The organism is Collinsella sp. HCP3S3_D1, from assembly GCF_052064015.1.
In the GTDB taxonomy this organism is placed as follows: domain Bacteria; phylum Actinomycetota; class Coriobacteriia; order Coriobacteriales; family Coriobacteriaceae; genus Collinsella.
In genome coordinates this window covers 47,840-68,113 of sequence record NZ_JBQHWK010000005.1, presented here as the reverse complement: position 1 = coordinate 68,113, position 20,274 = coordinate 47,840, and the positions used below count along the sequence as shown (strand labels likewise).

Annotated in this window: 17 protein-coding genes and 1 pseudogene; 5 read left to right on the top strand and 13 right to left on the bottom strand. The window is 59.7% G+C overall.

Annotated elements, in window-relative coordinates; translation table 11 throughout:
- The first annotated feature begins 8 nt into the window (after positions 1-8).
- Complete coding sequence (locus ACTNDJ_RS02575) at positions 9-500, top strand: hypothetical protein (protein WP_226790459.1); 492 nt, start codon at positions 9-11, stop codon at positions 498-500.
- A gap of 100 nt (positions 501-600) precedes the next feature.
- Here the strand turns inward: ACTNDJ_RS02575 and ACTNDJ_RS02570 are convergent, their stop codons facing one another.
- The 7 genes from ACTNDJ_RS02570 to ACTNDJ_RS02540 all read right to left on the bottom strand — a co-directional run bounded on the left by ACTNDJ_RS02570 (position 601) and on the right by ACTNDJ_RS02540 (position 7,236).
- Entirely contained in the window at positions 601-2,067 is a 1,467-nt protein-coding gene (locus ACTNDJ_RS02570) for an ATP-binding protein (protein ID WP_441056565.1), read from the bottom strand.
- 427 nt (positions 2,068-2,494) lie between these two features.
- The gene (locus ACTNDJ_RS02565) at positions 2,495-3,343 is read right to left on the bottom strand and encodes a PTS system mannose/fructose/sorbose family transporter subunit IID (RefSeq protein WP_138339748.1); all 849 of its coding nucleotides are present in this window, start codon (positions 3,341-3,343) and stop codon (positions 2,495-2,497) included.
- Entirely contained in the window at positions 3,343-4,116 is a 774-nt protein-coding gene (locus tag ACTNDJ_RS02560) for a PTS mannose/fructose/sorbose/N-acetylgalactosamine transporter subunit IIC (protein ID WP_152067325.1), read from the bottom strand. The genes ACTNDJ_RS02565 and ACTNDJ_RS02560 overlap by 1 nt, the downstream gene beginning before the upstream one ends.
- An 81-nt stretch (positions 4,117-4,197) precedes the next feature.
- Positions 4,198-5,232, bottom strand: a complete 1,035-nt coding sequence (locus tag ACTNDJ_RS02555) for an SIS domain-containing protein (RefSeq protein WP_117640663.1) — start codon at positions 5,230-5,232, stop codon at positions 4,198-4,200.
- Positions 5,233-5,426: 194 nt separating this feature from the next.
- The gene (locus tag ACTNDJ_RS02550) at positions 5,427-5,900 is read right to left on the bottom strand and encodes a PTS sugar transporter subunit IIB (protein WP_138339750.1); all 474 of its coding nucleotides are present in this window, start codon (positions 5,898-5,900) and stop codon (positions 5,427-5,429) included.
- Between the two features lie 62 nt (positions 5,901-5,962).
- Entirely contained in the window at positions 5,963-6,382 is a 420-nt protein-coding gene (locus ACTNDJ_RS02545; protein WP_152067324.1) for a PTS sugar transporter subunit IIA, read from the bottom strand.
- A gap of 149 nt (positions 6,383-6,531) precedes the next feature.
- Positions 6,532-7,236, bottom strand: a complete 705-nt coding sequence (locus ACTNDJ_RS02540) for a GntR family transcriptional regulator (RefSeq protein ID WP_152067323.1) — start codon at positions 7,234-7,236, stop codon at positions 6,532-6,534.
- A gap of 280 nt (positions 7,237-7,516) precedes the next feature.
- Here ACTNDJ_RS02540 and ACTNDJ_RS02535 point away from each other — a divergent pair, with 280 nt between their 5' ends.
- Positions 7,517-10,561, top strand: a complete 3,045-nt coding sequence (locus tag ACTNDJ_RS02535) for an insulinase family protein (protein ID WP_441083265.1) — start codon at positions 7,517-7,519, stop codon at positions 10,559-10,561.
- Positions 10,562-10,950: 389 nt separating this feature from the next.
- Positions 10,951-11,547 (top strand): 5-formyltetrahydrofolate cyclo-ligase, encoded by a 597-nt coding sequence (locus ACTNDJ_RS02530; RefSeq protein ID WP_441063960.1) that lies wholly within the window; start codon positions 10,951-10,953, stop codon positions 11,545-11,547.
- 85 nt (positions 11,548-11,632) lie between these two features.
- Here the strand turns inward: ACTNDJ_RS02530 and metA are convergent, their stop codons facing one another.
- On the bottom strand, positions 11,633-12,559 hold the full coding sequence (gene metA / locus ACTNDJ_RS02525; RefSeq protein ID WP_427719472.1) for a homoserine O-acetyltransferase MetA: 927 nt from the start codon (positions 12,557-12,559) through the stop codon (positions 11,633-11,635).
- Between the two features lie 211 nt (positions 12,560-12,770).
- On the opposite strand from metA, the gene ACTNDJ_RS02520 reads away from it, so the two are divergent.
- Positions 12,771-13,748: an L-lactate dehydrogenase gene (locus ACTNDJ_RS02520; protein ID WP_441063958.1), complete on the top strand. Its 978-nt coding sequence runs from the start codon at positions 12,771-12,773 to the stop codon at positions 13,746-13,748.
- A 381-nt stretch (positions 13,749-14,129) separates the two neighbouring features.
- On the opposite strand, the gene ACTNDJ_RS02515 is transcribed toward ACTNDJ_RS02520, so the two are convergent.
- The 3 genes from ACTNDJ_RS02515 to ACTNDJ_RS02505 form a co-directional block, all read right to left on the bottom strand.
- Positions 14,130-15,098, bottom strand: coding sequence for an SIS domain-containing protein (locus ACTNDJ_RS02515; RefSeq protein WP_441063957.1), 969 nt, complete (start codon positions 15,096-15,098; stop codon positions 14,130-14,132).
- Positions 15,099-15,242: 144 nt separating this feature from the next.
- Positions 15,243-15,998 (bottom strand): GntR family transcriptional regulator, encoded by a 756-nt coding sequence (locus ACTNDJ_RS02510; RefSeq protein WP_441063956.1) that lies wholly within the window; start codon positions 15,996-15,998, stop codon positions 15,243-15,245.
- Between the two features lie 2 nt (positions 15,999-16,000).
- Entirely contained in the window at positions 16,001-17,983 is a 1,983-nt protein-coding gene (locus ACTNDJ_RS02505) for a RecQ family ATP-dependent DNA helicase (protein WP_441063954.1), read from the bottom strand.
- A 308-nt stretch (positions 17,984-18,291) separates the two neighbouring features.
- On the opposite strand from ACTNDJ_RS02505, the pseudogene ACTNDJ_RS02500 reads away from it, so the two are divergent.
- A pseudogene (locus tag ACTNDJ_RS02500) lies at positions 18,292-18,357 on the top strand (hypothetical protein); the annotation flags it as partial.
- A gap of 24 nt (positions 18,358-18,381) precedes the next feature.
- On the opposite strand, the gene ACTNDJ_RS02495 reads toward ACTNDJ_RS02500, so the two are convergent.
- On the bottom strand, positions 18,382-19,101 hold the full coding sequence (locus ACTNDJ_RS02495) for a GntR family transcriptional regulator (protein ID WP_441083264.1): 720 nt from the start codon (positions 19,099-19,101) through the stop codon (positions 18,382-18,384).
- A 141-nt stretch (positions 19,102-19,242) separates the two neighbouring features.
- Positions 19,243-20,250 carry a YitT family protein gene (locus ACTNDJ_RS02490; protein ID WP_441083263.1) on the bottom strand — a complete coding sequence of 336 codons (1,008 nt, stop codon included), beginning with the start codon at positions 20,248-20,250 and terminating at the stop codon, positions 19,243-19,245.
- Between the last annotated feature and the right edge of the window lie 24 nt (positions 20,251-20,274).

Genomic DNA, 20,274 nt, shown 5'->3' with positions numbered 1-20,274 from the left:
AGGGTCTTATGGCTGCTTCGAATCCGCCTAAGGGAAGCGTTTCTTCTTCGTCCATCAAGCCGGTGACGCGCAAGGCCGTGCGCTGCCAGCGCGAGGTCGCTTGGCTTGTCACGCAAGCGGCGGGCAGGCTTGTGGCGACCACTCAGGACGTCAATGCGCCTACGCCGAGCTTTGTGTTAGCGGCGGCGCTGGATTTTGTGCGCCAATTGGAGCTTGCCGCACAGGATGCCAGCGGCCACCTCGACTACCAGAATGTTATGGCGCCCGACCTGCAGACGTTCTGCCACATGGCCAAGTTGCCCGCCGCGCCCAATGCGCTTTCGGACGCGGGCTACATGTTTACGCTTTCGGGCGCGGACCTTATCCGCGATATCTACGCATACTGCAGCGAGCTCGCCGAGCGCCACGTCTTTGACGCGGCAGAAGTCAAACCGGGATATGTCATCAAGCTGGTTCTTAGGCTGTTCTTGATGGACGGGTTCGGGGCCATGCCGGCGTAAGCCGAATCTTCAGCATCACCGTCGACTGAGCAACAACCGCCTTACCTTAGTGGGCGCCAATTGAGGGTCGATTATTGGGTCGCCTCGTCCACTAACGCATTTATTCCACGCGCTCTGACAGTCGATACTTGCGGTTGCGGCTCGTCGCCGGCGCCGTGGGCTCAAGCTCGCCTTGAGCAATGAGCGCGTTGACGCGCGACCTAACCTGGGAAATTGTAAGCCCCGTGCGTTCTGCCAGTTCACGCGTCCCCAGCTCGCCGTAGTGTTTGAGTGCCGTCACAATTAAGCCCCCGCCATGATCGACCGGCTCGATCTTTGAACGGTAAAGTACGACCTTGAACCGATCGAACCCCGGGCAGAACAGGGGCTCGGCCAGACCATGCGCGCGCATGGCATCGATCATCATCGGGATGCCCGAGCCATTGCCCTCAGCCGGCGAACCTGCGCCATCCGGCAGCGGAACAATCGACATGAGTTTCATGAGCGTCGCGTTGCGGCACCGGGAGCTGCCGTCAAACAAGTTCTCGCGAGTCTTTCCTCCGTATAGGCCGCCGGGGTTCGTCACTTCGATACGGTCATCAAAGACGTCAACAGCGATCGACTGCCCACAGAACCGATCTCCGTATTCTCGGTGGATTACGGCGTTGGCGATTGCCTCGCGCAGGACCTCCTCGGGAATCTCCAGCGAGTCGACACGCGAGACGCCTTGGATCGTCGAGGTTCGCCGCAAATTCTTGGCGACTGCCGCGACGGCATCCGAGACCATTTCGCCCAACGTTCCCTCGCAGATCGTACGGTCCATGAACCTCAACGACCCCGCCGCGCCCTTCTGCGTTCCGGCATAGACCGCCACATCGATAAAGAGCTTAGGATAGAACTGCTGAGGATAGGCACTCGCAGCCAGGAGCCCGGCCTTAGTAACTTTGCCCTGGAAGTCGAGGAAATTCAGACGCTCCATCTTTGTCTTCTTGTCCGCCGCACCGCGCATCGCTCGAGGCGTCAACGAATAGGCACGCTCTATCGTGCGGTCGACCAGCGACTCGTCGAGATCGCCCGCACTCGTGCCGGGCACCGCATCGCGATCGCTAGGACTCGTCCGTTCATATGACGACAGTGCCAAAACCTCGGTCGACGAAAGGGGTACGTCTTTGTCATCGACGCGCTTGTAGCTGCCGCCCTGGGCGCCGCGTTCTATTACATAGCAGGGCTTGCTCGACGGGTCGAGCTCCTCAATCGTGATAACGAGAACCACGGTGCCCCGAAGCTCCACGCGCTCAATAGTGTATTTGGGCGGATTGGCCAGTTTTCCGCGACCGCCGGCATCACCCATGCCTGCGACAAATTGGTTGAGCACCTTCTCGGTCTCAAAGTCCTCAACCGGGACAAAGCCCGCGCGCTCGCTCACGCCGAGCACGATAATTCCGCCGGCGGTATTCGCGAATGCGCTAACCGTTTCCCATACGTCGCGAGAAAGCGTCGTGGCGCTCTCCTTGACCTCGACGCTAAGATCGTCCGAGCCCATGCGCCTTAAAGACTCGAGCAGACCGATCAGTTCGTTCTCGTTCATCTGCACGTCCTTTCGCTCGGTCCGGCGGAGAATGCCGCGAATAGATTTCCTTCGTCTCTCAGTTATCTCTCGTAATTATCTCTTGTCTCTCTGTTATCTCTCGTATTAGAGATGAGTGAAAGATGAGAGATAAGATATCTACCATCTGTTTCATTTAAACATGTTTTTGCTGGTAGAACAATCAGTATTGAGACAATACCGTGATTTCTTGTCTCTTTGCTGCTCAGTTATCTCTCATATTCATCTCTCGTCTTTCTGTTATCTCTCGTATTAGTGACGAATGAGAGATGAGAGATGCGTAAGCAATGGACGAGCGTGGATTTTTGGACAGTCGGAAAATCCCTCAAAAAAACGGGGCCGGCCTTACGCCGAGCCCCGTTTTCAAACGGTCAGTTAGCTATCCAACGCGCGAGCATAGGAGTTAACATTACGCCGCCGCGAACACTCCCAAGCCCGTTCCGATGATGCAGATTGCAAAGATGCCCAAGATGATCCAAATGGTCTTGACGCCCTTTTTGTACAGGGCGACGCAGGCAAAGGTTGCCAGCAAGGGCAGCAGACCGGGGAAGATCGAATCGAACAGATCCTGCAGGACAATCTCCGAACCGCCCACGTCAAAGGTCAAGGCAGTGGACAGTGAGACCTGTGCCGCAATCATGGCGCCGATAACGGTCATTCCGAGGACACCGGCAGCATGCGTCATGCGAGACATAAGGTTGTTCTCTTCGGACTGCTGCAAAAACTTGGTTCCCAGGTCGTATCCCAGATGGGCTGCGACGATACGCGTTGCAAAGTTAATCACGGAGTAAATGAGCGCGTACACGATGGGGCCGAGCGGGTTGCCCGTCGAAGCGATACCAATACCAATGCCGGCAGCGACCACGCGGAACGTACCCCAGTAGAACGAATCGCCAATGCCGGAAAGCGGTCCCATGAGGCCGACCTTCATGGCGTTAATCGAGGACGTGTCGAAGTTCTTATCGGCAGCCGCCTGCTCTTCCATCGAAACCGTTAGGCCGGCTACAAACGGAAGCACATGAGGCGTGATGTTAAAGAACTCAGTATGGCGATCGAGCGCCGCATAGTAATCGTCGTCGTTGGGATAGATCTTTCGCAGGGGCTTCTGAATGGTGTACATGAAGCCCATTGCCATCATCTTGTCGTACGACTGCGAGCACTGGCTCGTAAACTGGCGAAGGAACATGCTCCGATACATATCGGGAGTCATAATCGCATCCTTCTTGGCCTCTTTGAGGTCGGTGTTCTGGGTAGCCATTAGAAGTCCTCCTCTTCATCTGCAGCAACCGCCTGCGGACCGGACGAGCCCTCGCGGAAGGCCAGGAGCAGCGCGACGCAAATGGCAGCTGCGGCGACGCCGACCACGTCCATCTTGAGGTAAATGACCATAATGAAGCCGATGAACAGCCAAGGAAGAAGCTTGTTGTCGCCCATGGTCCTAATAAGAAGAGCGAAGCCGATGCAGACCATGACGCCGGACGCAACGTTGAGGCCGTCCATCACAAACTGCGGAATAGCGTTAAGCGCATTGTTGATGAGGTCGGCACCAAAGAACAGCGAGCAAAACACCAGCAGTGCAGACGGAATGCCAATCGACAGCGGCACGATGGTCAGATGGTACAGATTCGCCTTGGCAAGATCGCGATTTGCCAGAGCGGTCTCAATCTTCTTGCAGGCAAAGGCACCCGGAACGGCGTAGCAGAAGTTGCGCCACACCTGAAGGAAGACGGAGACGGGAAGGGCGAGTGCGACGGCAGTTGCCGTGCCCGTACCCGTAATGACGGCAAACGCGCAGCCAAGCACGCCGGAGGCATAGACCTCGGGAGGAACCGCCGCGCCGACCATGATGGCGCCCATGAACATGGACTCCAAAGCAGCGCCGACGATAACGCCCTGCTGGACATCGCCAAGAATCAGGCCGACAAACAGGCTCGTAAACAGCGGACGACCAAGCATCGTAATGCCAAATAATTGCTCGTCCATGGACGCAATAAATGCGACCAGTGCAATTAGAAGATACTGGACAACCATTTAGATCAACCCCAGAAACAGGTCTGCAGGCGAGGCATTCTGCGCAGCTCGTCTGCAGACAACCACAGCAATTTGAGAGGATTAGTAGTTCATCTGGTGATAGTAACGACGCGTGGTGAGCGGGTGGTTACGGACGTGCTCGAGATGGCAGCTCAGACGCTCGGTGATGGTGTAGGTGACCATCGGGGAGACGATCTTGCGGAACTCGGGGTCGCTGAACGGCAGCTCGACCTCGGCGGTGTCAAACTTGTTCACGCGGACGTTGACGCCCTTCTCGTCGGCGAGCATGTGGGTGAAGTTGTCCACGCGGTCCATGAGCTTGCGGGTGTCGTCCTCGCCGTAGAGCATGATGAGGCTCGTGCCCTCCTCGCACAGTTCGATGGTGCCGTGGAAGAACTCAGCGGCGTGGATAGACTTGGTCTTGATCCACTGCATCTCCTCGAGAATGCACATAGCGTAGTCGTAGGCCTCACCCCAGAGCATGCCGGAGCCAATCACCATGTGGTAGTCGGTGTCCTTGAAGTCCTCAGCCATGGCGGCGCAGCGCTCGTCCTGGGCGTCCTTGGCCTTGATGAGGTACGGAGCGATGTTGCCGAACTCCTCCATGAAGGTGTCGTACTTGGGGAAGGCGCCGGCGTTCTTGAGGAAGCGGGCGACCAGCGTGATCTGGTAGGTGTAGATGGCCTCGCACAGAACGTCGTCCTCGGCGAAGCTGAAGAACTTGTAATCGGCGTACTCAGTGGCCGGGGTGTTGTCGTTGGAGACATACATCAGCGTGCGGGCGCCCTGCTCCTGGCAGAACTTGGCGGCCTCGATGATCTCGGGGGTGGTGCCGGTACGGGTGGAGAAGACGCAGACCGAGTCCTTGTTGAAGGTCTTGGGCGGGCATGCGAGGAACTCAGCGGCGATCTCGCAGTGGACGTCGACGTCGGCCGTGGTGGTCTCGACCCAATACTTCATCGGGAGCGTGTGGGCCCAGGTGCCGCCGCAGCCGATGAAGAAGATGTTGGAATAACCCTGCTCGCAGACCTCGTCCACGGCAGCCTCAATCTGAGGACGGAGAGCGAGGGCATCGCTCACAACCTTCTCGTAACGAGGCTCATCGAAATTGAACATCCCTTACTCCTAACTCACTTGGATGAACCCTTCATTCATCCCATGACGTTATAATACTTTATATAACTAACTATGCAAGAACTATTTCAGATTTTTTTGATTTTTCTTTAATAAAAAGCCCGCCGATCAAATAATCGACGGGCTAAAGAAAGGAGGATCTAGTTAATAAATGCTAGACAATGGCATGTTTCCAGCTAGAAAACGTCCTTGGCAAATACCTTTGAGTCATTGGGAACCTGACGGATTTCGATAACCACGCCATCGTTCACAAGCTCTTGGATATGCTCGGCATCGGTTTCGGTCGCAAAGATCGCGGGGGTCGGATGAAGCGTGGTCTCGGGAGACTTTCGAGTTCCGCCCAAATTGATCTCCTTGATGTCTTTGCAACCCTTAGCAAGGCGATAGGCATCCTCGATCGTCTCGACAATGATAAACAGCGAATACTTGTCGGTGACGCCGCTGTTGAGCGCCTCGATGGCCGCGTTTACGTCTTTTATGACGAGCTTCACGCCGTTGGGACGAGCCAGCCTCAAAGCGGCTTTTCTCATGTCGTCTTTTGCCACGGCATCGCTGGCACACAGGATGCAATCGACATCCAGCGCATGCGTCCAAGACATGGCGACCTGGCCGTGAATCAATCGGTAATCGACCCTCGTAAGCTTAATCATCGTAATCATCTCCGCGCGTAATAAAGGTAATGACAGGGTTGAATTATTCGTTGAAGCTTGAGCTAGAACTCTTCTTCTTCGACATCGGCAAGCATGTCCGCCGCCTCGCAAAGCTGAATAAACGAACGCGACCCCTCGACCGCGGCTTTGGCCTTGTCCGCATCCAGGGAGTCCAGCTGTGTAACCATTTCCACCAGCAGCGGCAAGTTCATTCCGGCGATCAACGTAAACGATCCGGTGGTCTGTCTCTGAATGAATTCGTTGTTTACAGAGCCGCCAAAGATGTCAGTTACGACAAACCACGTGTCGGCCGGATCCTTCGACTCCATCCAAGCATCGATAAGCGCTGCGACATCCCTCGTGTCGTCATCGACATAGGCGCACAGACACTCGATTCGGTCGTTGGCGCCCATCAGAATCTCCAGAGAGCTTTTCATACCTTGGGCGAGATAACCATGACTCGCTAGCAATATCTTATTCATAGTTCTCCAATATCAATAAGACGTACTATATTGTCATAACAAAGTATATAAGCAATTTCCTTTTTGCGGTGCGTTAATTCTCTAATTCCGCGAACGGTAACAATTGGTCGGTAAAACGGCCGCTCCTTTTACAGAACGGCCGCCCTTGCTTACAGATAGAACTTCAGTCGCTCGGTGCAGTACACCTGACGGGAGATGAAAAGCGGCTCGCCGCTTGGAGCATAACGTTTATCGACAAACAGAAGCAGCGGAGAGTCCAGCTCCACGTTAAGGTATGCCGCCTCGAGCTCGCTCGCATAGCAGACCTCGAGCGTACGCGTGTTGGGGCCCATCTTGATCCCCTGGCGATCGAGTACCGCCATCAGCGAATCCTCGAGGGATTCATGCTCCAAAAAAGAAAGCGCAGCGGAATAGCTATTGGTTTCCAGCATCGTGGGCTTGTCATCCACAAGGCGCAGACGACGACTACGCAATACCTTTTGGGTATCGTCTACGCCCAGGAACTTCGCGTCTCGCAGGCTTGGGAAGTCCCAGCCCATTGCGAGAACCCTGGTAGACGCCTGTTTTCCCGCAAGCTGGCACGAATGGGTAAAGCTCTCACGGTCGTCCGCGGCATACATCTGTGTGTCCGACGAAACGAACGTGCCCTTGCCGCGGGCCCTCTCAACAAGCCCAGCATCTTCCATTTCTTTAATTGCGGATCGAACCGTTATTCGGCTCACGCCAAATTGCTCGATGAGCTCCGCCTCGGTCGGGAGCTTATCTCCCGGGCGGTACGTGCCGTTGGCGATCGAATCAGAAAGCGCACGAACAATCTGTTTGTACAGGGGGATAACGCTATTTGCTTCAACCATATCAACCATACCTTTGCAAGGAATCAGCAGCTTATAGATAGATGACTTATATTGTATTAGAACTTTTTAGGAGTCCATATATTTCCTAAATGATTCGGTAAACGGGGTGTTATTTCACTTTAGCGGGATGCAGCGGCTACCCGCGGCATTCGTTATCAACCTAGCTAGGCTAGTCCACCCACATCGTCTCCAGTTCGCCGCAGAGCCGCGGCCTCATATGGGTATACTCTCGAGGATTCGACTCGATTCGTCCCCGCTGGGGCGTCAAAGGAGACTGCATATGTCCACCACCTTAACCGACCCGCGCGCCGCTGCCGCCGCGCTGCTGGTGCCCGGCACCACCTGTCACGGCTTTGCCGTCGAGCGCTGCGAGACCGTGCTCGAGCTCGACTCGGACGCCTACGTGCTGCGCCACACCGCCTCGGGCGCCCGCCTGCTGTACCTGGCGTGCGACGACGAAAACAAGGCTTTTGCCATTGGCTTTAAGACGCCGCCGGCCGATTCCACCGGCGTGTTCCATATCCTCGAGCACTCGGTGCTGTGCGGATCGGCCAAGTTTCCCGTCAAGGAGCCGTTTGTCGACCTGATCAAAAGTTCCATGCAGACGTTCCTCAACGCCATGACCTACCCCGACAAAACCATCTACCCCGTTGCCACCACCAACGAGCAGGATCTGTACAACCTGATGGACGTGTACCTGGACGCGGTGTTCAACCCGGCCATCTACACCAAGCCCACCATTTTTGAGCAGGAGGGCTGGCACTACGAGCTGGACCTGCCGGAGGGCGCCGAGGGCGAGGGCAACGGCAGTTCCGCAAGCCTGCGCGAGGGAACGCTACGCTATAACGGCGTGGTTTTCAATGAGATGAAGGGCGCGCTGTCCGACCCCATGAGCGTGCTGGACGACGCCGTCAACGCCGCGCTTTATCCCGACACCGCCTATGCGCACGAGAGCGGCGGCGACCCGCGCGCGATCCCTGCGCTCACCTACGAGCAGTTCCTGGACACGCACGCGCGCCACTACAATCCTTCCAACTCCTACATCACGCTCTACGGCGACCTGGACGTGGACCGTGCACTGGCCTTTTTGGACGAGCGCTATCTGTCGCAGCCGAGTGCCGCGAGCCGCCGCATGGACGCAGCCGTCGCCGCCGGCGAGGACCCGTCCACGCTGGCGCCCAATCCGCTGGTCGTGCAGGCGCCCGTGACCTGCGAGTACAAGCGTGTCGAGATGGCAACCACACCCGAGAACGCCCTGGTGGGCCTGGGTCTTGTGCTGGGCAGCGCGCTCGACCGCAAGCGCACGATCGCGGCGGACATCCTGTTCGAGGCACTGCTGGGTTCCAACGAGGCGCCGGTTAAGAAGGCCATTCTGGCCGCCGGCCTGGGCGGCAACGTGGTGAGCTACACCGCGGCCGAGAGCCTGCAGCCCAACGAGCTCATCATGCTGCAAAACGCTCAGCCCGGCGTGGCGCGCGAGCTGCGCCGCGTGTTCCAGGACGCCTGCCGCGACCTGTGCGAGCACGGCGTTCCGCGCGAGCGCCTGGAGGCCATCATCAGCAGCAACGAATACGACCTGCGCCAGCGCGACTACGGTATCGCCGACGGCGTGGCCATTGCGTGCGACGCGCTGAGCACCTGGCTCTACGATGACGACGCCGCGACGCTGGCGCTCAAATACGGCCCGGTGTACGAGGAGCTGCGCGGCGAGCTGGACGGCAGCTATTTTGAGGACCTGCTGCGCGAGCTCGTGCTGGAAAACGACCACATGGCGCTGGTCGAGCTGGTGCCGGTGGATGCCGCCGAGGGTTCGGAGGGTGCCGAGGCCGCCGAGCTGGCAGCCAAGCGCGACGCCATGACCGATGCCGAGCTGGCCGATGTGGTCGAGCGCACGGCCGTGCTGCGCGCCGCGCAGGAGGCGGATGACGCGCCCGAGGCCAAGGCCACGCTGCCACGCCTGCGCGTGTCCGACATTGGCGAGGCGCGCCCCGAGCCGCCGCTGGTCGTGGACACGACCGCGCCCATCCCCTGCCTGCGCCACGGCATCCCCACCAACCGCTTGGCCTACGCCATGCAGTATTTCGACCTGAGCTGCGTCGCGTTTGAAGACCTGCCCTATGTGACCCTGCTCTGCCGCCTGCTCAAACAGCTACCCACGAGCGAACACTCGGCCGAGGAGCTCGACAACCTCATCGCTGGCAGGCTGGGCTTTTTGAGCTTTACGACCGAGGTCATGACCCAGCCCGACGTGGACGGCGTGCGCCCCTACCTGCTGGTGAGCGCCGGCGCCCTGTCCGAAAAGATCGATGCGCTGGCGAGCCTGCCGCGCGAGGTGTGGTCGAGCACGCTGTTGCTTGATGCCGACGCCGACCGCGTGCGCGACGTGCTCACGCAGATTCGCATTGGGCTTGAGCAGGGCTTTATCAACAACGGTCACTCGGCGGCTCTTGGTCGCGCGATGAGCTACAGCTCGCCTTCGGCCGTGGTGCGCGAGCAGCTTTCGGGCGTGGACTTCTACCTGTTCCTGCGCGATCTGCTCGACCACTTTGACGAGTGTCTGGACGACCTGCGCGCCAAGCTTGCCGAGCTGGCAGGCCGCATCTTTGTGGCCGACGGCTGCCTGGCGAGCTTTACCGGCAGCGATGAGGACTTTGACGCGTACTGGGCCGCCGCGGGCGACCTGGGGTTGGGCGCGGGCGACGGTGCTGTTGCCGGCCGCGACACGCTCGTGGTGCCGACGCCGTGCGACCGTCACGAGGCTTTCGTCATCCCCAGCGACATCTGCTTTGCGGCAAGCGCATGCGACCCGCGTCGCCTGGGCATTGACGTGACGGGCGCCTGGGCGGTTGCCGCCAACGCGCTCTCCTACGACTACCTGTGGAACGAGATCCGCGTGAAAGGCGGGGCGTACGGCTGCGGATTCCGCGCGGCAGGCGAGCGTCAGGCCGCGTTCTACACCTACCGCGACCCGGCAATCGACCCCTCGATTGAGCGCGTGGCGCGCGCAGGCGAATGGCTCGGCAGTTTTGAGCCCGACGTGGCCGCCTTTGAGGGCTTTATCGTGAGCTGCGTGAGCGGCATGGACGCGCCGGTGAAGCCGTACGCGCTCACCAAACGCCGCAACACGACCTACTTGGCCGGACTCGATCCGCATGCACGCGAGGAGCGCCGCGCCCAGATGCTCGCCGCCACGCCCGGTGAGCTGCGCTCGCTCGGCGCCGACGTGACGCGCATTGCAGCCGTCTCGCCCACCTGCGTCTTTGGCGGCCGAGACGTCATCGCCAAGAGCAACGCCGGCTTCAACGTCCTCGACCTGCTGGGCTAACGCACAGCAAAGGTAGATTTTTGGGACATGCCTGAAAATCTACCTTTTCTTTTGCCGCTGCCTGGGCGGGGCAGCTCAGCCCGTCACACCAGTTTGTCTAAATCTGTAACATCTAGGCAGCAATATTGGCTCCAGATGTTACAAATCGAGACGTTTTCGGATGACGCCGGCCCTTTGTCTCAATCTGTAACATCTAGGCCCGATTTTGCCGAGTTACTGTTACAGATCGAGACACACCGCCGCGAACACCCACTCTTCGTCAAAACCCACGAAGGTGTCCATGAGCTGCTCCCCTTGCGATGGTTTGCGTGGTGGTTTCGACATTTGCCCAGATAAAACCTACCAAAATAAACCTGTCCCTTTTTGGTAGGTTTGAGAGAGGGGCCGGGATGGATAAGGCCGAGTTGCGGCGGGCGGTAATTGCCCGGCGCGACGCTCTAGATTTGGATATGCGGACGGCAAAGTCTGCTGCTGTATGCGCGCGGCTCGTTGAGTTGCTGGGCGGCTCGGGTCCCGCGGCCCCGCGCACCGTTGCCGTCTATGCCGCCATGGGCTCCGAGGCAGATCCTGCCGCGTTTGCCGCAGCGGCCGCAAAACACGGCTGGCGCGTGGCCTATCCGTGCGTGTTCTCGGCAGCTGACACCGTGGCTTGTGGCCAGCGCATGTGCATGCGGGCAGTTGCTGCCGGCGATGCGTCCGAGGCCCCGTTTATCGCCCACCCTACGCGGGCCTTCGCAGCCACGGACGTCGACAGCAGCCGCTTTCCTATCGTGCCTGCCGAGGCGCTCGATATGATCGTCGTGCCGCTCGTAGCCTTCGACCACACCGGCGCGCGCCTGGGCTATGGCGGCGGCTGCTACGACCGCTACCTGCCCACGCTCTCGCCCGCATGCCAAATCATCGGCATCGCCTTTGACGAGCAGCGTGTCGACCACGTTCCCACCGACACCCACGACCTGCCGCTACCCCACATCATCAGCGCCTAACCGCCGTTGTATCGCACCCACAAGATGGGCATCCGAAAATCCACGCTCGTCACGCCGCAGCCGCAGCCACAACCGCGGCCGTAGCCTAGTGTTCCTCGCCGGCGCGGGCCAGGTCGTAGGGCGTGGTCTGGTAGACGTAGTAGTTGAGCCAGTTGGTGTAGAGCAGCTGGGCCTGGCTGCGCCAGACGTTGCGCGGCTCGGCGGTGGGGTCGTCACCTGGGAAGTAATGCGCCGGCACCTGGGGGTTGAGCCCGCGCTTCACGTCGCGCTCGTACTCCAGGCGCAGCGTGTCGGTATCGTACTCGGGATGGCCAAAGACAAAGAAGCGGCGACTGTCGGTCGACTTGACGATGTACAGGCCCACCTCGTCTGATACGGCCACGACCTCAAGCTGTGGCTCGGCCTCCACGTCCTCGCGGCGCACATCGGTATTGCGTGAGTGCACGGCATAGAAGCGGTCGTCAAAGCCGCGGACCAGCGGGCTTTGCGGCTTCACCAGATAATGCTCAAACACGCCGCTCGCCTTGGCCGGCAGGTCGCATTTCTGGATACCGTAATGATGGTAGAGCCCTGCCTGTGCACCCCAGCAAATATGCAGCGTAGAGTGCACGTGCGTGGTGGACCAATCCATGATCTGGCAGAGCTCGGGCCAGTAGTCGACCTCCTCGAACGGCATCTGCTCCACCGGCGCGCCCGTGATGATCAGGCCGTCGTAGTGGATATCGCGGATGTCGTCGAACGTACGGTAGAACGTCTCCAGGTGGCCGGCACTCACGTGCGTGGCCTCGTGCGTCTTGGTGCGTAGCAGGTCCACCTCTACCTGCAGCGGCGTGTTGGAGAGCTTGCGCATGATCTGCGTCTCGGTGGCGATCTTGGTTGGCATGAGGTTGAGGATGAGCACGCGCAGCGGACGGATGTCCTGGTGCAGCGCGCGGTACTCGGTCATGACAAAGATGTTCTCGCTCTCGAGCTGCGCGGCGGCAGGGAGGGCGTCGGGGATGCGAATGGGCATGGATGCTCCTTACGAGTCAGTTGCAGCTATGGTACAACGAGCGGCCCCATCCGCGCGAGTGCATCGCCCCGAGACACCGTCAGCGGCCCAAATCACTCCAAAAGTAGAGATTAAGGCATGTCCCAAAAATCTACGGCGCTTTAGCCTAGCAAAGTGGCAGCAGGACGCTACAATGGTTCGATGCGAAAAACTCGGCCGAAAGGATACGTATATGTACCAGACGCGTAAGATCGGTGTGGTCGGCCAGGGCCACGTAGGAGCACATGTCGCCAACAGCCTGCTCATGCAGGGCATTGCCGATGAGCTGTACCTCTGCGATATCAACGAGGCAAAGGTGACGTCCGAGGTCCAAGACCTGCGCGACTCCCTTTCGTTTGTCCCGTACAACACCAAGATCGTCAACTGCTACGACCACTACGAGGAGCTGGCCTGCTGCGACGTCATCGTCAACGCCGCCGGCAAGGTCGCACTGGCCGCCGGCAACCGCGACGGCGAGCTGTTCTTTACCACCGACGCCGCCCGCACCTTTGCCAAGCGCATCGTCGATGCCGGCTTCGACGGCGTCTTCGTGAGCATCTCCAATCCCTGCGACGTCGTGTGCACCGAGCTGTGGCACCTGACCGGCTACGATCCCAAGAAGATCATCGGCTCGGGCTGTGGCCTGGACTCTGCCCGCCTGCGCACCGAGATCTCCAAGAAGGTCGGGGTGAGCCCCAAGTCCATCGACGCCTACATGATCGGCGAGCATGGCTTTAGCCAGCTGGCCGCCTTTAAGGCCGCAACCATCGCCGGCAAGAGCCTCAACGAGCTTCAGGCCGAGAACCCCGACAAGTACGCCTTCGACCACATGGAGGTCGAGGAGCTCGCACGCAAGGGCGGCTATGTGACCTACGCCGGCAAGCAGTGCACCGAGTACGCCGTTGCCAACTCCGCCGCGCGCGTCTGCGCCGCCGTGCTGCACAACGAGCATGCCGTGCTTTCGGCCTCTACGCTTATGACCGGCCAGTATGGCGAGGAGGGCATCTTTACCTCCCTGCCGTGCGTGATCGGCGCCGAGGGCGTCGAGGAGGTCTACACGCTCGACCTTTCCGAGCACGAGCTCGAGGGCTTCCACAAGAGCTGTCAGCATATCCGCGACAACATCGCCCAGCTCGACTGGTGGGACGCCGAGGCCTACGACGCCAAGTAGTCCGCCGGTTGATGCGACAACTCACTCATACGGACACAATGTAAAGCGGGCCGCGCCGTAAACCCCCCGGCGCGGCCCGCTTTTTGACTCACGCGACACGCTTGCAGATTTAGGTCTAATACTTTTCCCGAAAAGTGAACGAGCAAAAACGAGCCCTCGAAGCATCGGCACTTTGTGGAGACCATTTCCTGCAGTTTCATTAAGATTTTCCTGCTGTTTTGGCGCCAAAAAATGTCGATGTTTCGGGGGTCCAAAATAGGTCGTTCACTTCTCGAGAAAAGTATTTGACTTCGTTTTCGACAAACAAAAAGGGGCGCCGTAACGCAAACGGGGCCCGCGCTTGGCGAAGGCCCCGTCATGAAAAATCGCGTTCCCCGTTACCTAGTACTGCTCGACGCCCATGTAGCGGCGAACCTCGGGACTGTGGTCAAATACCTTACCGCGGGCGGCGCGCAGCTCACAGCTCATCGCATAGAAGAAGATCGGCTCCAGGTACGAACGCACGCTGGCAGGCACCTCGCCCACGCCGTACTCAAGCGCATCGAGCACCATGACTGTATCGGTGTGTGTGTTGAGGAATGCCAGTGCGCGCTCCTCCATGGGACGACACTCGCCAGCGCCAAGCTGCACAAAGTAGAACACGCCGGGCTCGGTAGCCTCGAAGGGACCGTGGAAATACTCGCCGGAGTGGATGTAGCAGCAGTGCTGCCACTGCATCTCCATGAGCGAGCAGATGGCCATGGCGTAGGTCTGGCTAAAGTTGGGGCCGGAGCCCAGGATATAGAAGAACTTGTGCTGCTGGCAGAGCTCGGCAAAGCGATCGCCCAGCTCGGCGTTGACCTTCTCGCGGGCAGCGGGCAGCAGCGCGTCCATCTGCTTAAGGCCGGCGTACATGTCGGCGAGCGCCTCGTAGCCCTCCTGCTGGTCGAGCAGCTCGGCGGCGATCAGAGCGCCGATGCCCTGCGGAACTTCGGCCTGCGACTCGCCCTTGCCCCACGGGTAAACCCAGGTGGTCCACTTGCCGTTATCGATCTTGGAGCCCGCGTAGTCAGTCATAGTCACGACCTCGGCACCGGCGGCCAGCGCCATCTCGCAGCCGTCGACGACCTCCTGCGTGTTACCGCTGTGGCTACAGGCGATGACGAGTGACTTCGGCCCTAGGCTCTTGGGGGCCATAAGGCAAAACTCGCGCGCCGTGTAGACCGTCGAGGCAAACGTGGTTGCCTCGCGCTTGAGCAGCTCATTGGCCGGCATAAGGTCAATCATCGAACCGCCGCAGGCGATCCAAAAGACATTCTCGATCTTACCCTTGCGCTCGATAATTTCCTGAACCAGATCGTGCGCGTTCACGGTGACATTCCTCCCTGTGTGGCGGCTTTGAGCGTCGACAGCTCGTACCTGCGGTCGTTCTATGTTGTCCTATTTATAGCACGCAAGCTGTCACAGGTGAATTCATTTCACCAAACTTGTTCTGTATTGTTCTATCTATGGACGTTAGATGTCGAACACGTAGCGCGACCCCACGATCTTTTGGCGCCCGAGCAGCAAGGGCCGCTCGTCCGCATCGGTAAAGTACGCCTCCATATAAAAGAGCGGCTCGCCGACCGGCACCTCCAACAGCGGGGCCGTCTGAACATCAGCGAGCGCGATCTCCACGGTACAGGGATCGGACTTGAGCGGTGCGCGGCCCGAATGCACGGCAACGAGCGCAAAAATCGAATTGTCGGTGAGGTCCTCGTCGGCAAGCTGCTGCAGATAGGGATGGTCGGCCAGCACAAAGGCGTTGTTCTCGAGCATGACGGGCACGCCATCGGCCGTGCGCACGCGCTCGACCACGATGAGCTCGCAGCCGGGTTCCACGCCAAAAAAAGCCGCGTCCTCGCGCGTCGCCGCAATCACCGTGCGCGACACCAGGCGCGCTCCGGCCGCCATGTCGTTGGCAGCGCAGCCCTCGGTAAAACTCTGGACGTCGCCTTTCTGGACAATCTTGCGCTTGAGCTTGGGCGCACACACAAACGTGCCCCTCCCCTGCTGACGGTTGAGATATCCCGCGCGCGACAACTCCTCAATGGCGCGACGCACGGTAATGCGCCCCACGCCGTAGGACTTCGCGAGCTCCATCTCGGAAGGAATGCGCGAGCCGGCAGCGTACACGCCGCGCGCGATCTCGCCCTTTAGGTCGTCCATAACCTGCTGGTACAGCGGCACGGCGGACACGTCAGTACGGTCGGTCTTGCTATCGGCTGCCATCGTTACGCTCCATCCCGTGCATGCTCGGATTCAAACTCTTCAATCGCCGCCATAAACTGCTCGCCAAAGGCGTCGGCTTTTTTCTCGCCAATGCCGTTGACCCGGATAAGCTCGTCGCGCGTCTGAGGGCGCAGGCGGCACAGACCGCGCAGGGCCTTATCGGAGAAGACCATGTACGGCGCCATCTCCAGCTCGGTCGAAATCTCCTTGCGGAGTGCCCGCAAGCGCTCGAACAGCTCGGCATCGTCGCCCACGCGCGGGCGCTGATCCAGCTCGGCCTCCTCGCGTAGCAGATCCACCGCACGGCGGGCGCGGGCCGAGGCCTTGCGCTTGGATGCACGACGCTTAACGGTAAAGGCAAACGCCTCGTCCTCGACCTCGCCGGCACGCGGGCCCAGTCCCACGACCGGGTACTGTCCCTGTGAGGTTGCCAAATAACCGCGGCCGCACAGCTGCCCGATGATGTCCTTGATGCGCCCGACCGATTCGCTCGACAGCTCACCGTAGCCGCGGTCCTCGTCCAGATGCATCTGGCGAATGCGCTCGGTGTTGCCGCCGTGGAGCACGTCGGCGATCAGCGACTTGCCAAAACGCATGGGACGCGTAGCCACATAGCGCACGGCGGCGCGGGCCATATCGGTGACGTCCTCGACCTCGAACTGCGTGAGGCAGTTGCTGCAGTTGCCGCAGCCCTCGGCGTCGTCCGTGGCGGCACCGCTAGCACCGGCTTCGGCGGTATGCTCGGCCGCAGCCTCGTCGCCAAAGTAGCGCAGCATGTATTCGCGCAGGCAGCCGGTGGTATTGCAGTAGCCCTCCATCTGGCTGAGCAGGCGGTATCGATTCTGGAGCGCCCACGCGCGTTGCTCGTCATCGAGCGCCTCGTCGGCAGCATCGCCGCGATCGATCAAAAAGCGACGCATGCGAAAATCATTGCCGTTCCACAGCAAATGGCAGCTGGCTGGGTCTCCATCGCGGCCGGCTCGGCCCGCCTCCTGGTAGTACGCCTCGATGCTCTCGGGCACGTTGTTGTGAATCACGTAGCGCACGTTGGGCTTGTCGATACCCATGCCAAAGGCGTTGGTGGCAACCATTACCTGGATATCGTCGTCGATAAAGGCGCGCTGGCTTTGCCGGCGGGCGTCGTTGCCCATGCCGGCATGGTAGCGGCCAACGCGAATGCCGCTGGAGCCCAGCGCCTCGGCAAGCTCGCTTGCCAGCGCATCGACGGTCTTGCGAGTCGAGCAATACACGATGCCGCTTTCACTCGAATGTGCGATCACATAGTCGCGCACCCACGCGGCCTTGGCCTTGTCGCCCATCTCCTCGCAGCCAAAGTAGAGGTTCTTGCGATCGAAGCCCGTCACCACCGTCGCGGGGTTTTGCAGGCCGAGCATCTGCTGAATGTCCGCACGCACGCGCTCGGTCGCCGTAGCGGTAAAGGCCGCCACGATGGGGCGCTGCGGCAGGGAATCGATGAACTCGCGAATCTGCAGGTAGGCGGGACGGAAATCCTGGCCCCACTGGCTTACGCAGTGGGCCTCGTCAATGGCCACGAGCGGCACGCCAATGCCGGCGGCGGCCGCGGCCTCCCGCGCAAAAGCTAAAAAGCGCGGCTCGAGCAGACGCTCGGGCGCCACGTACATAAGCTGGTAGCGGCCCTCGCGCGCCCGCTTGAGCACGGTGTTTTGCTGGGCCGGAGTAAGACTGGAGTTGAGATAGCTGGGTCGCGCACCCGCCGCGAGCAATGCACGGGTCTGATCCTCCATAAGCGACAGCAGCGGACTCACCACAAAGGTGATACCGGGCAGCATGAGCGCGGGCACCTGGTAGCAAATGGACTTGCCGGCGCCCGTGGGCATAACGCCCAGCGCATCGCGGCCGGCAAGGATCGCATCGACCATGCGGTCCTGCCCCGGGCGAAACGAGGTGTAGCCAAAATAGGCGCCGAGCGTATCGAGCGCCATCTGCTGCATGCTATCGGTCATGGTTTCCTAACGTCCAAGTCATCTGCCGCCGATTATACGCCGCCACGCGGACCGGTGCCGCACGGCTGCCGGCCACGGGCAATGTAATCCGATGGGAACGAGCGTGGATAATCTCCCACTTTGAACCCGTACACAGGCCAAAAACGGTGGGTAGTCATTGGGGACATTCTTGACAAGCGCGGAAACGTCGCTGGTTGAGCATAAGTCAGCGAAAACGCCCCTAAGCGAGCAAGGTGACGTGAAAGAGGAGGGAAGCGTACTTCGGTACGCGACCGACGATTGAACGTCAGATTGCCGCTTAGGGGCGTTTGCAGCGTCGACCGGTCCGCCGTTCGTTAGAACGGCGGAACCAAAGGCGTAGCGTCGAGCCGTTACGCGGTTTGGTAAAACCGCGTAACTTATATGACCATGACGTAGCGGCTGCCCACGTAGTACTGCTTGCCGAGCAAAACCGGCTCGCCATTGGGACCGGTAAAGCCGGCACGCAGGTTGAGCAGCGGATCGTGCGGAGCGATGCCCAGCTCGGCCGCCTGCTCGGCATTGGCGCGAACGGCCTCGACCGTGCGGTAGCCAACCGAGGCAATCGGCGTTCCACCAACACGCTCGACCTCGGCAAAAATCGACTTGTCCTCAAGATCGGCCGTCAACAGCTCACGGTAGGCATCAAAGGGCACAAAGATGTTCTCCTCAAAGATGGGCTCGCCGTCGGCCGTACGCACGCGCTTGATATGCAGCAGCAGCGCATCCTTCTGCAGGCCAAAGAACTCCATCTCGTTTTGGCGCGCCGGAACGATCTGGCGATCGATTACATGCGCGCCGGCCTTCATGCCATTGTCGGCACACAGCGCGGTAAACGTCTGCAGCATCGAGGCATGAAACTGGCGGTTGATGTGCGGCGTGGAGACAAACGTGCCACGGCCTTGCTGTTTAACCAGATAGCCATCGGAACACAGCTCCTCTACGGCGCGGCGCACCGTAATACGGCTCACCTCGTACTGCTCGGCAAGCTCAAGCTCGGACGGGATACGCTCCTTGGGTGCATAAACACCTTTCTCGATCGCATCCTTGATTTCGTCGTAAATCTGCTGGTACAGCGGCGCATTTTTGGGTGCAGGCATATCTAATCACTCTTATCGAAATATCGGAATAACAAATACGTATATAACGTCTAGTTTTATGTTACCTCATAACGATAAAACGATACACCTTACCTACCAAAAAGGGACAAGATTGAGCAGAGCCGGCAAAATACCAAATACCTACTTGCCGTCGTCCTGCTGCAGGCTGTCCTGTTCGCTGAGGCGCGCCTGCCTGCTGGCCATGCGTGCGGGCTTGTCGGGATCGGGAACGGCCGTGGGCATGGGTTCGTCGACATGACCGCCCCACCAACCGCCCACAAAGTTGAGCGTATGGAACACGTTGATCACGGCGCCGGGATCAACGTCGCACACCAGCTTGATAATGTCCTGGCTCTCGTAGGTCGAGACAACGGTGTGCAGCAGGTACATCTTCTCGCGGCTGTATCCGCCGACGACCTCGGCGCAGCTAATGCCGTGCTGAAAATGGTTTACGTAGGCAGTCATGACCTCGTCTGCCTTACGCGTCGTGATCTGCAGCGTCACACGATCGTAGCGATGATAGAAACTGTCGATGGTCTTGGTCGAAATAAACTGAAACACAATGGAATACGCCGCCTTGTCCCAGCCAAACATAAAACCAAAGATTGCCAGGATAAAGCAGTTGAAGCCAAAGATGATGCCCCAGATGGTCTTGCCCGTGTGGTTGGAAACCCACAACGCGATAAAGTCGGTACCGCCGGTGGATGCGCCGGACTTAAGCGCGATGGCAGCACCCAGGCCCGAGACCACGCCGCCAAAAATGATGAGCATGATCTTGTCGCCTAAAAACGGCGCAAAGTGAAAGACGTTGAGGAACAGCGACGAGAGCACGACCTGCATCATCGAGAAGATGACAAAGCGCTTGCTAATGCCGCTCCAGCATAGGAGCGCCACGGGGATGTTGAGTGCGAGCATACCGAGCGAGATGTCGATGTGAACGCCGCCTAGCGAGGTAACGCGATCGAGCAGGACCGCGACGCCGGTAAGACCACTCGGAAGCAGGTCAGCGGGCCGAATGAATGCCTGGATCAGGAATGTCTGGAGAACGGCAGAGACCGTGACCGCCACGGCAGTAATGGCACGGCGGACGATGGTGAGGCGGCCGAGTACGAGCACGCGGTCCGTGAGCTGATCGATGGCATCCGCCACGCAGGCTCCTTTCGAAGGCAGATA

Bases quoted from the DNA above. Each gene is read 5' to 3' on its own strand.
- ACTNDJ_RS02550 (WP_138339750.1), bottom strand. From the start codon at position 5,900: ATGATTAAGCTTACGAGGGTCGATTACCGATTGATTCACGGCCAGGTC.
- ACTNDJ_RS02560 (WP_152067325.1), bottom strand. From the start codon at position 4,116: ATGGTTGTCCAGTATCTTCTAATTGCACTGGTCGCATTTATTGCGTCC.
- ACTNDJ_RS02535 (WP_441083265.1), top strand. From the start codon at position 7,517: ATGTCCACCACCTTAACCGACCCGCGCGCCGCTGCCGCCGCGCTGCTG.
- ACTNDJ_RS02540 (WP_152067323.1), bottom strand. From the start codon at position 7,236: ATGGTTGAAGCAAATAGCGTTATCCCCCTGTACAAACAGATTGTTCGT.
- ACTNDJ_RS02495 (WP_441083264.1), bottom strand. From the start codon at position 19,101: ATGCCTGCACCCAAAAATGCGCCGCTGTACCAGCAGATTTACGACGAA.
- ACTNDJ_RS02575 (WP_226790459.1), top strand. From the start codon at position 9: ATGGCTGCTTCGAATCCGCCTAAGGGAAGCGTTTCTTCTTCGTCCATC.
- ACTNDJ_RS02520 (WP_441063958.1), top strand. From the start codon at position 12,771: ATGTACCAGACGCGTAAGATCGGTGTGGTCGGCCAGGGCCACGTAGGA.
- ACTNDJ_RS02555 (WP_117640663.1), bottom strand. From the start codon at position 5,232: ATGTTCAATTTCGATGAGCCTCGTTACGAGAAGGTTGTGAGCGATGCC.
- ACTNDJ_RS02565 (WP_138339748.1), bottom strand. From the start codon at position 3,343: ATGGCTACCCAGAACACCGACCTCAAAGAGGCCAAGAAGGATGCGATT.
- ACTNDJ_RS02505 (WP_441063954.1), bottom strand. From the start codon at position 17,983: ATGACCGATAGCATGCAGCAGATGGCGCTCGATACGCTCGGCGCCTAT.
- ACTNDJ_RS02570 (WP_441056565.1), bottom strand. From the start codon at position 2,067: ATGAACGAGAACGAACTGATCGGTCTGCTCGAGTCTTTAAGGCGCATG.
- ACTNDJ_RS02545 (WP_152067324.1), bottom strand. From the start codon at position 6,382: ATGAATAAGATATTGCTAGCGAGTCATGGTTATCTCGCCCAAGGTATG.
- ACTNDJ_RS02510 (WP_441063956.1), bottom strand. From the start codon at position 15,998: ATGGCAGCCGATAGCAAGACCGACCGTACTGACGTGTCCGCCGTGCCG.
- metA (WP_427719472.1), bottom strand. From the start codon at position 12,559: ATGCCCATTCGCATCCCCGACGCCCTCCCTGCCGCCGCGCAGCTCGAG.
- ACTNDJ_RS02530 (WP_441063960.1), top strand. From the start codon at position 10,951: ATGGATAAGGCCGAGTTGCGGCGGGCGGTAATTGCCCGGCGCGACGCT.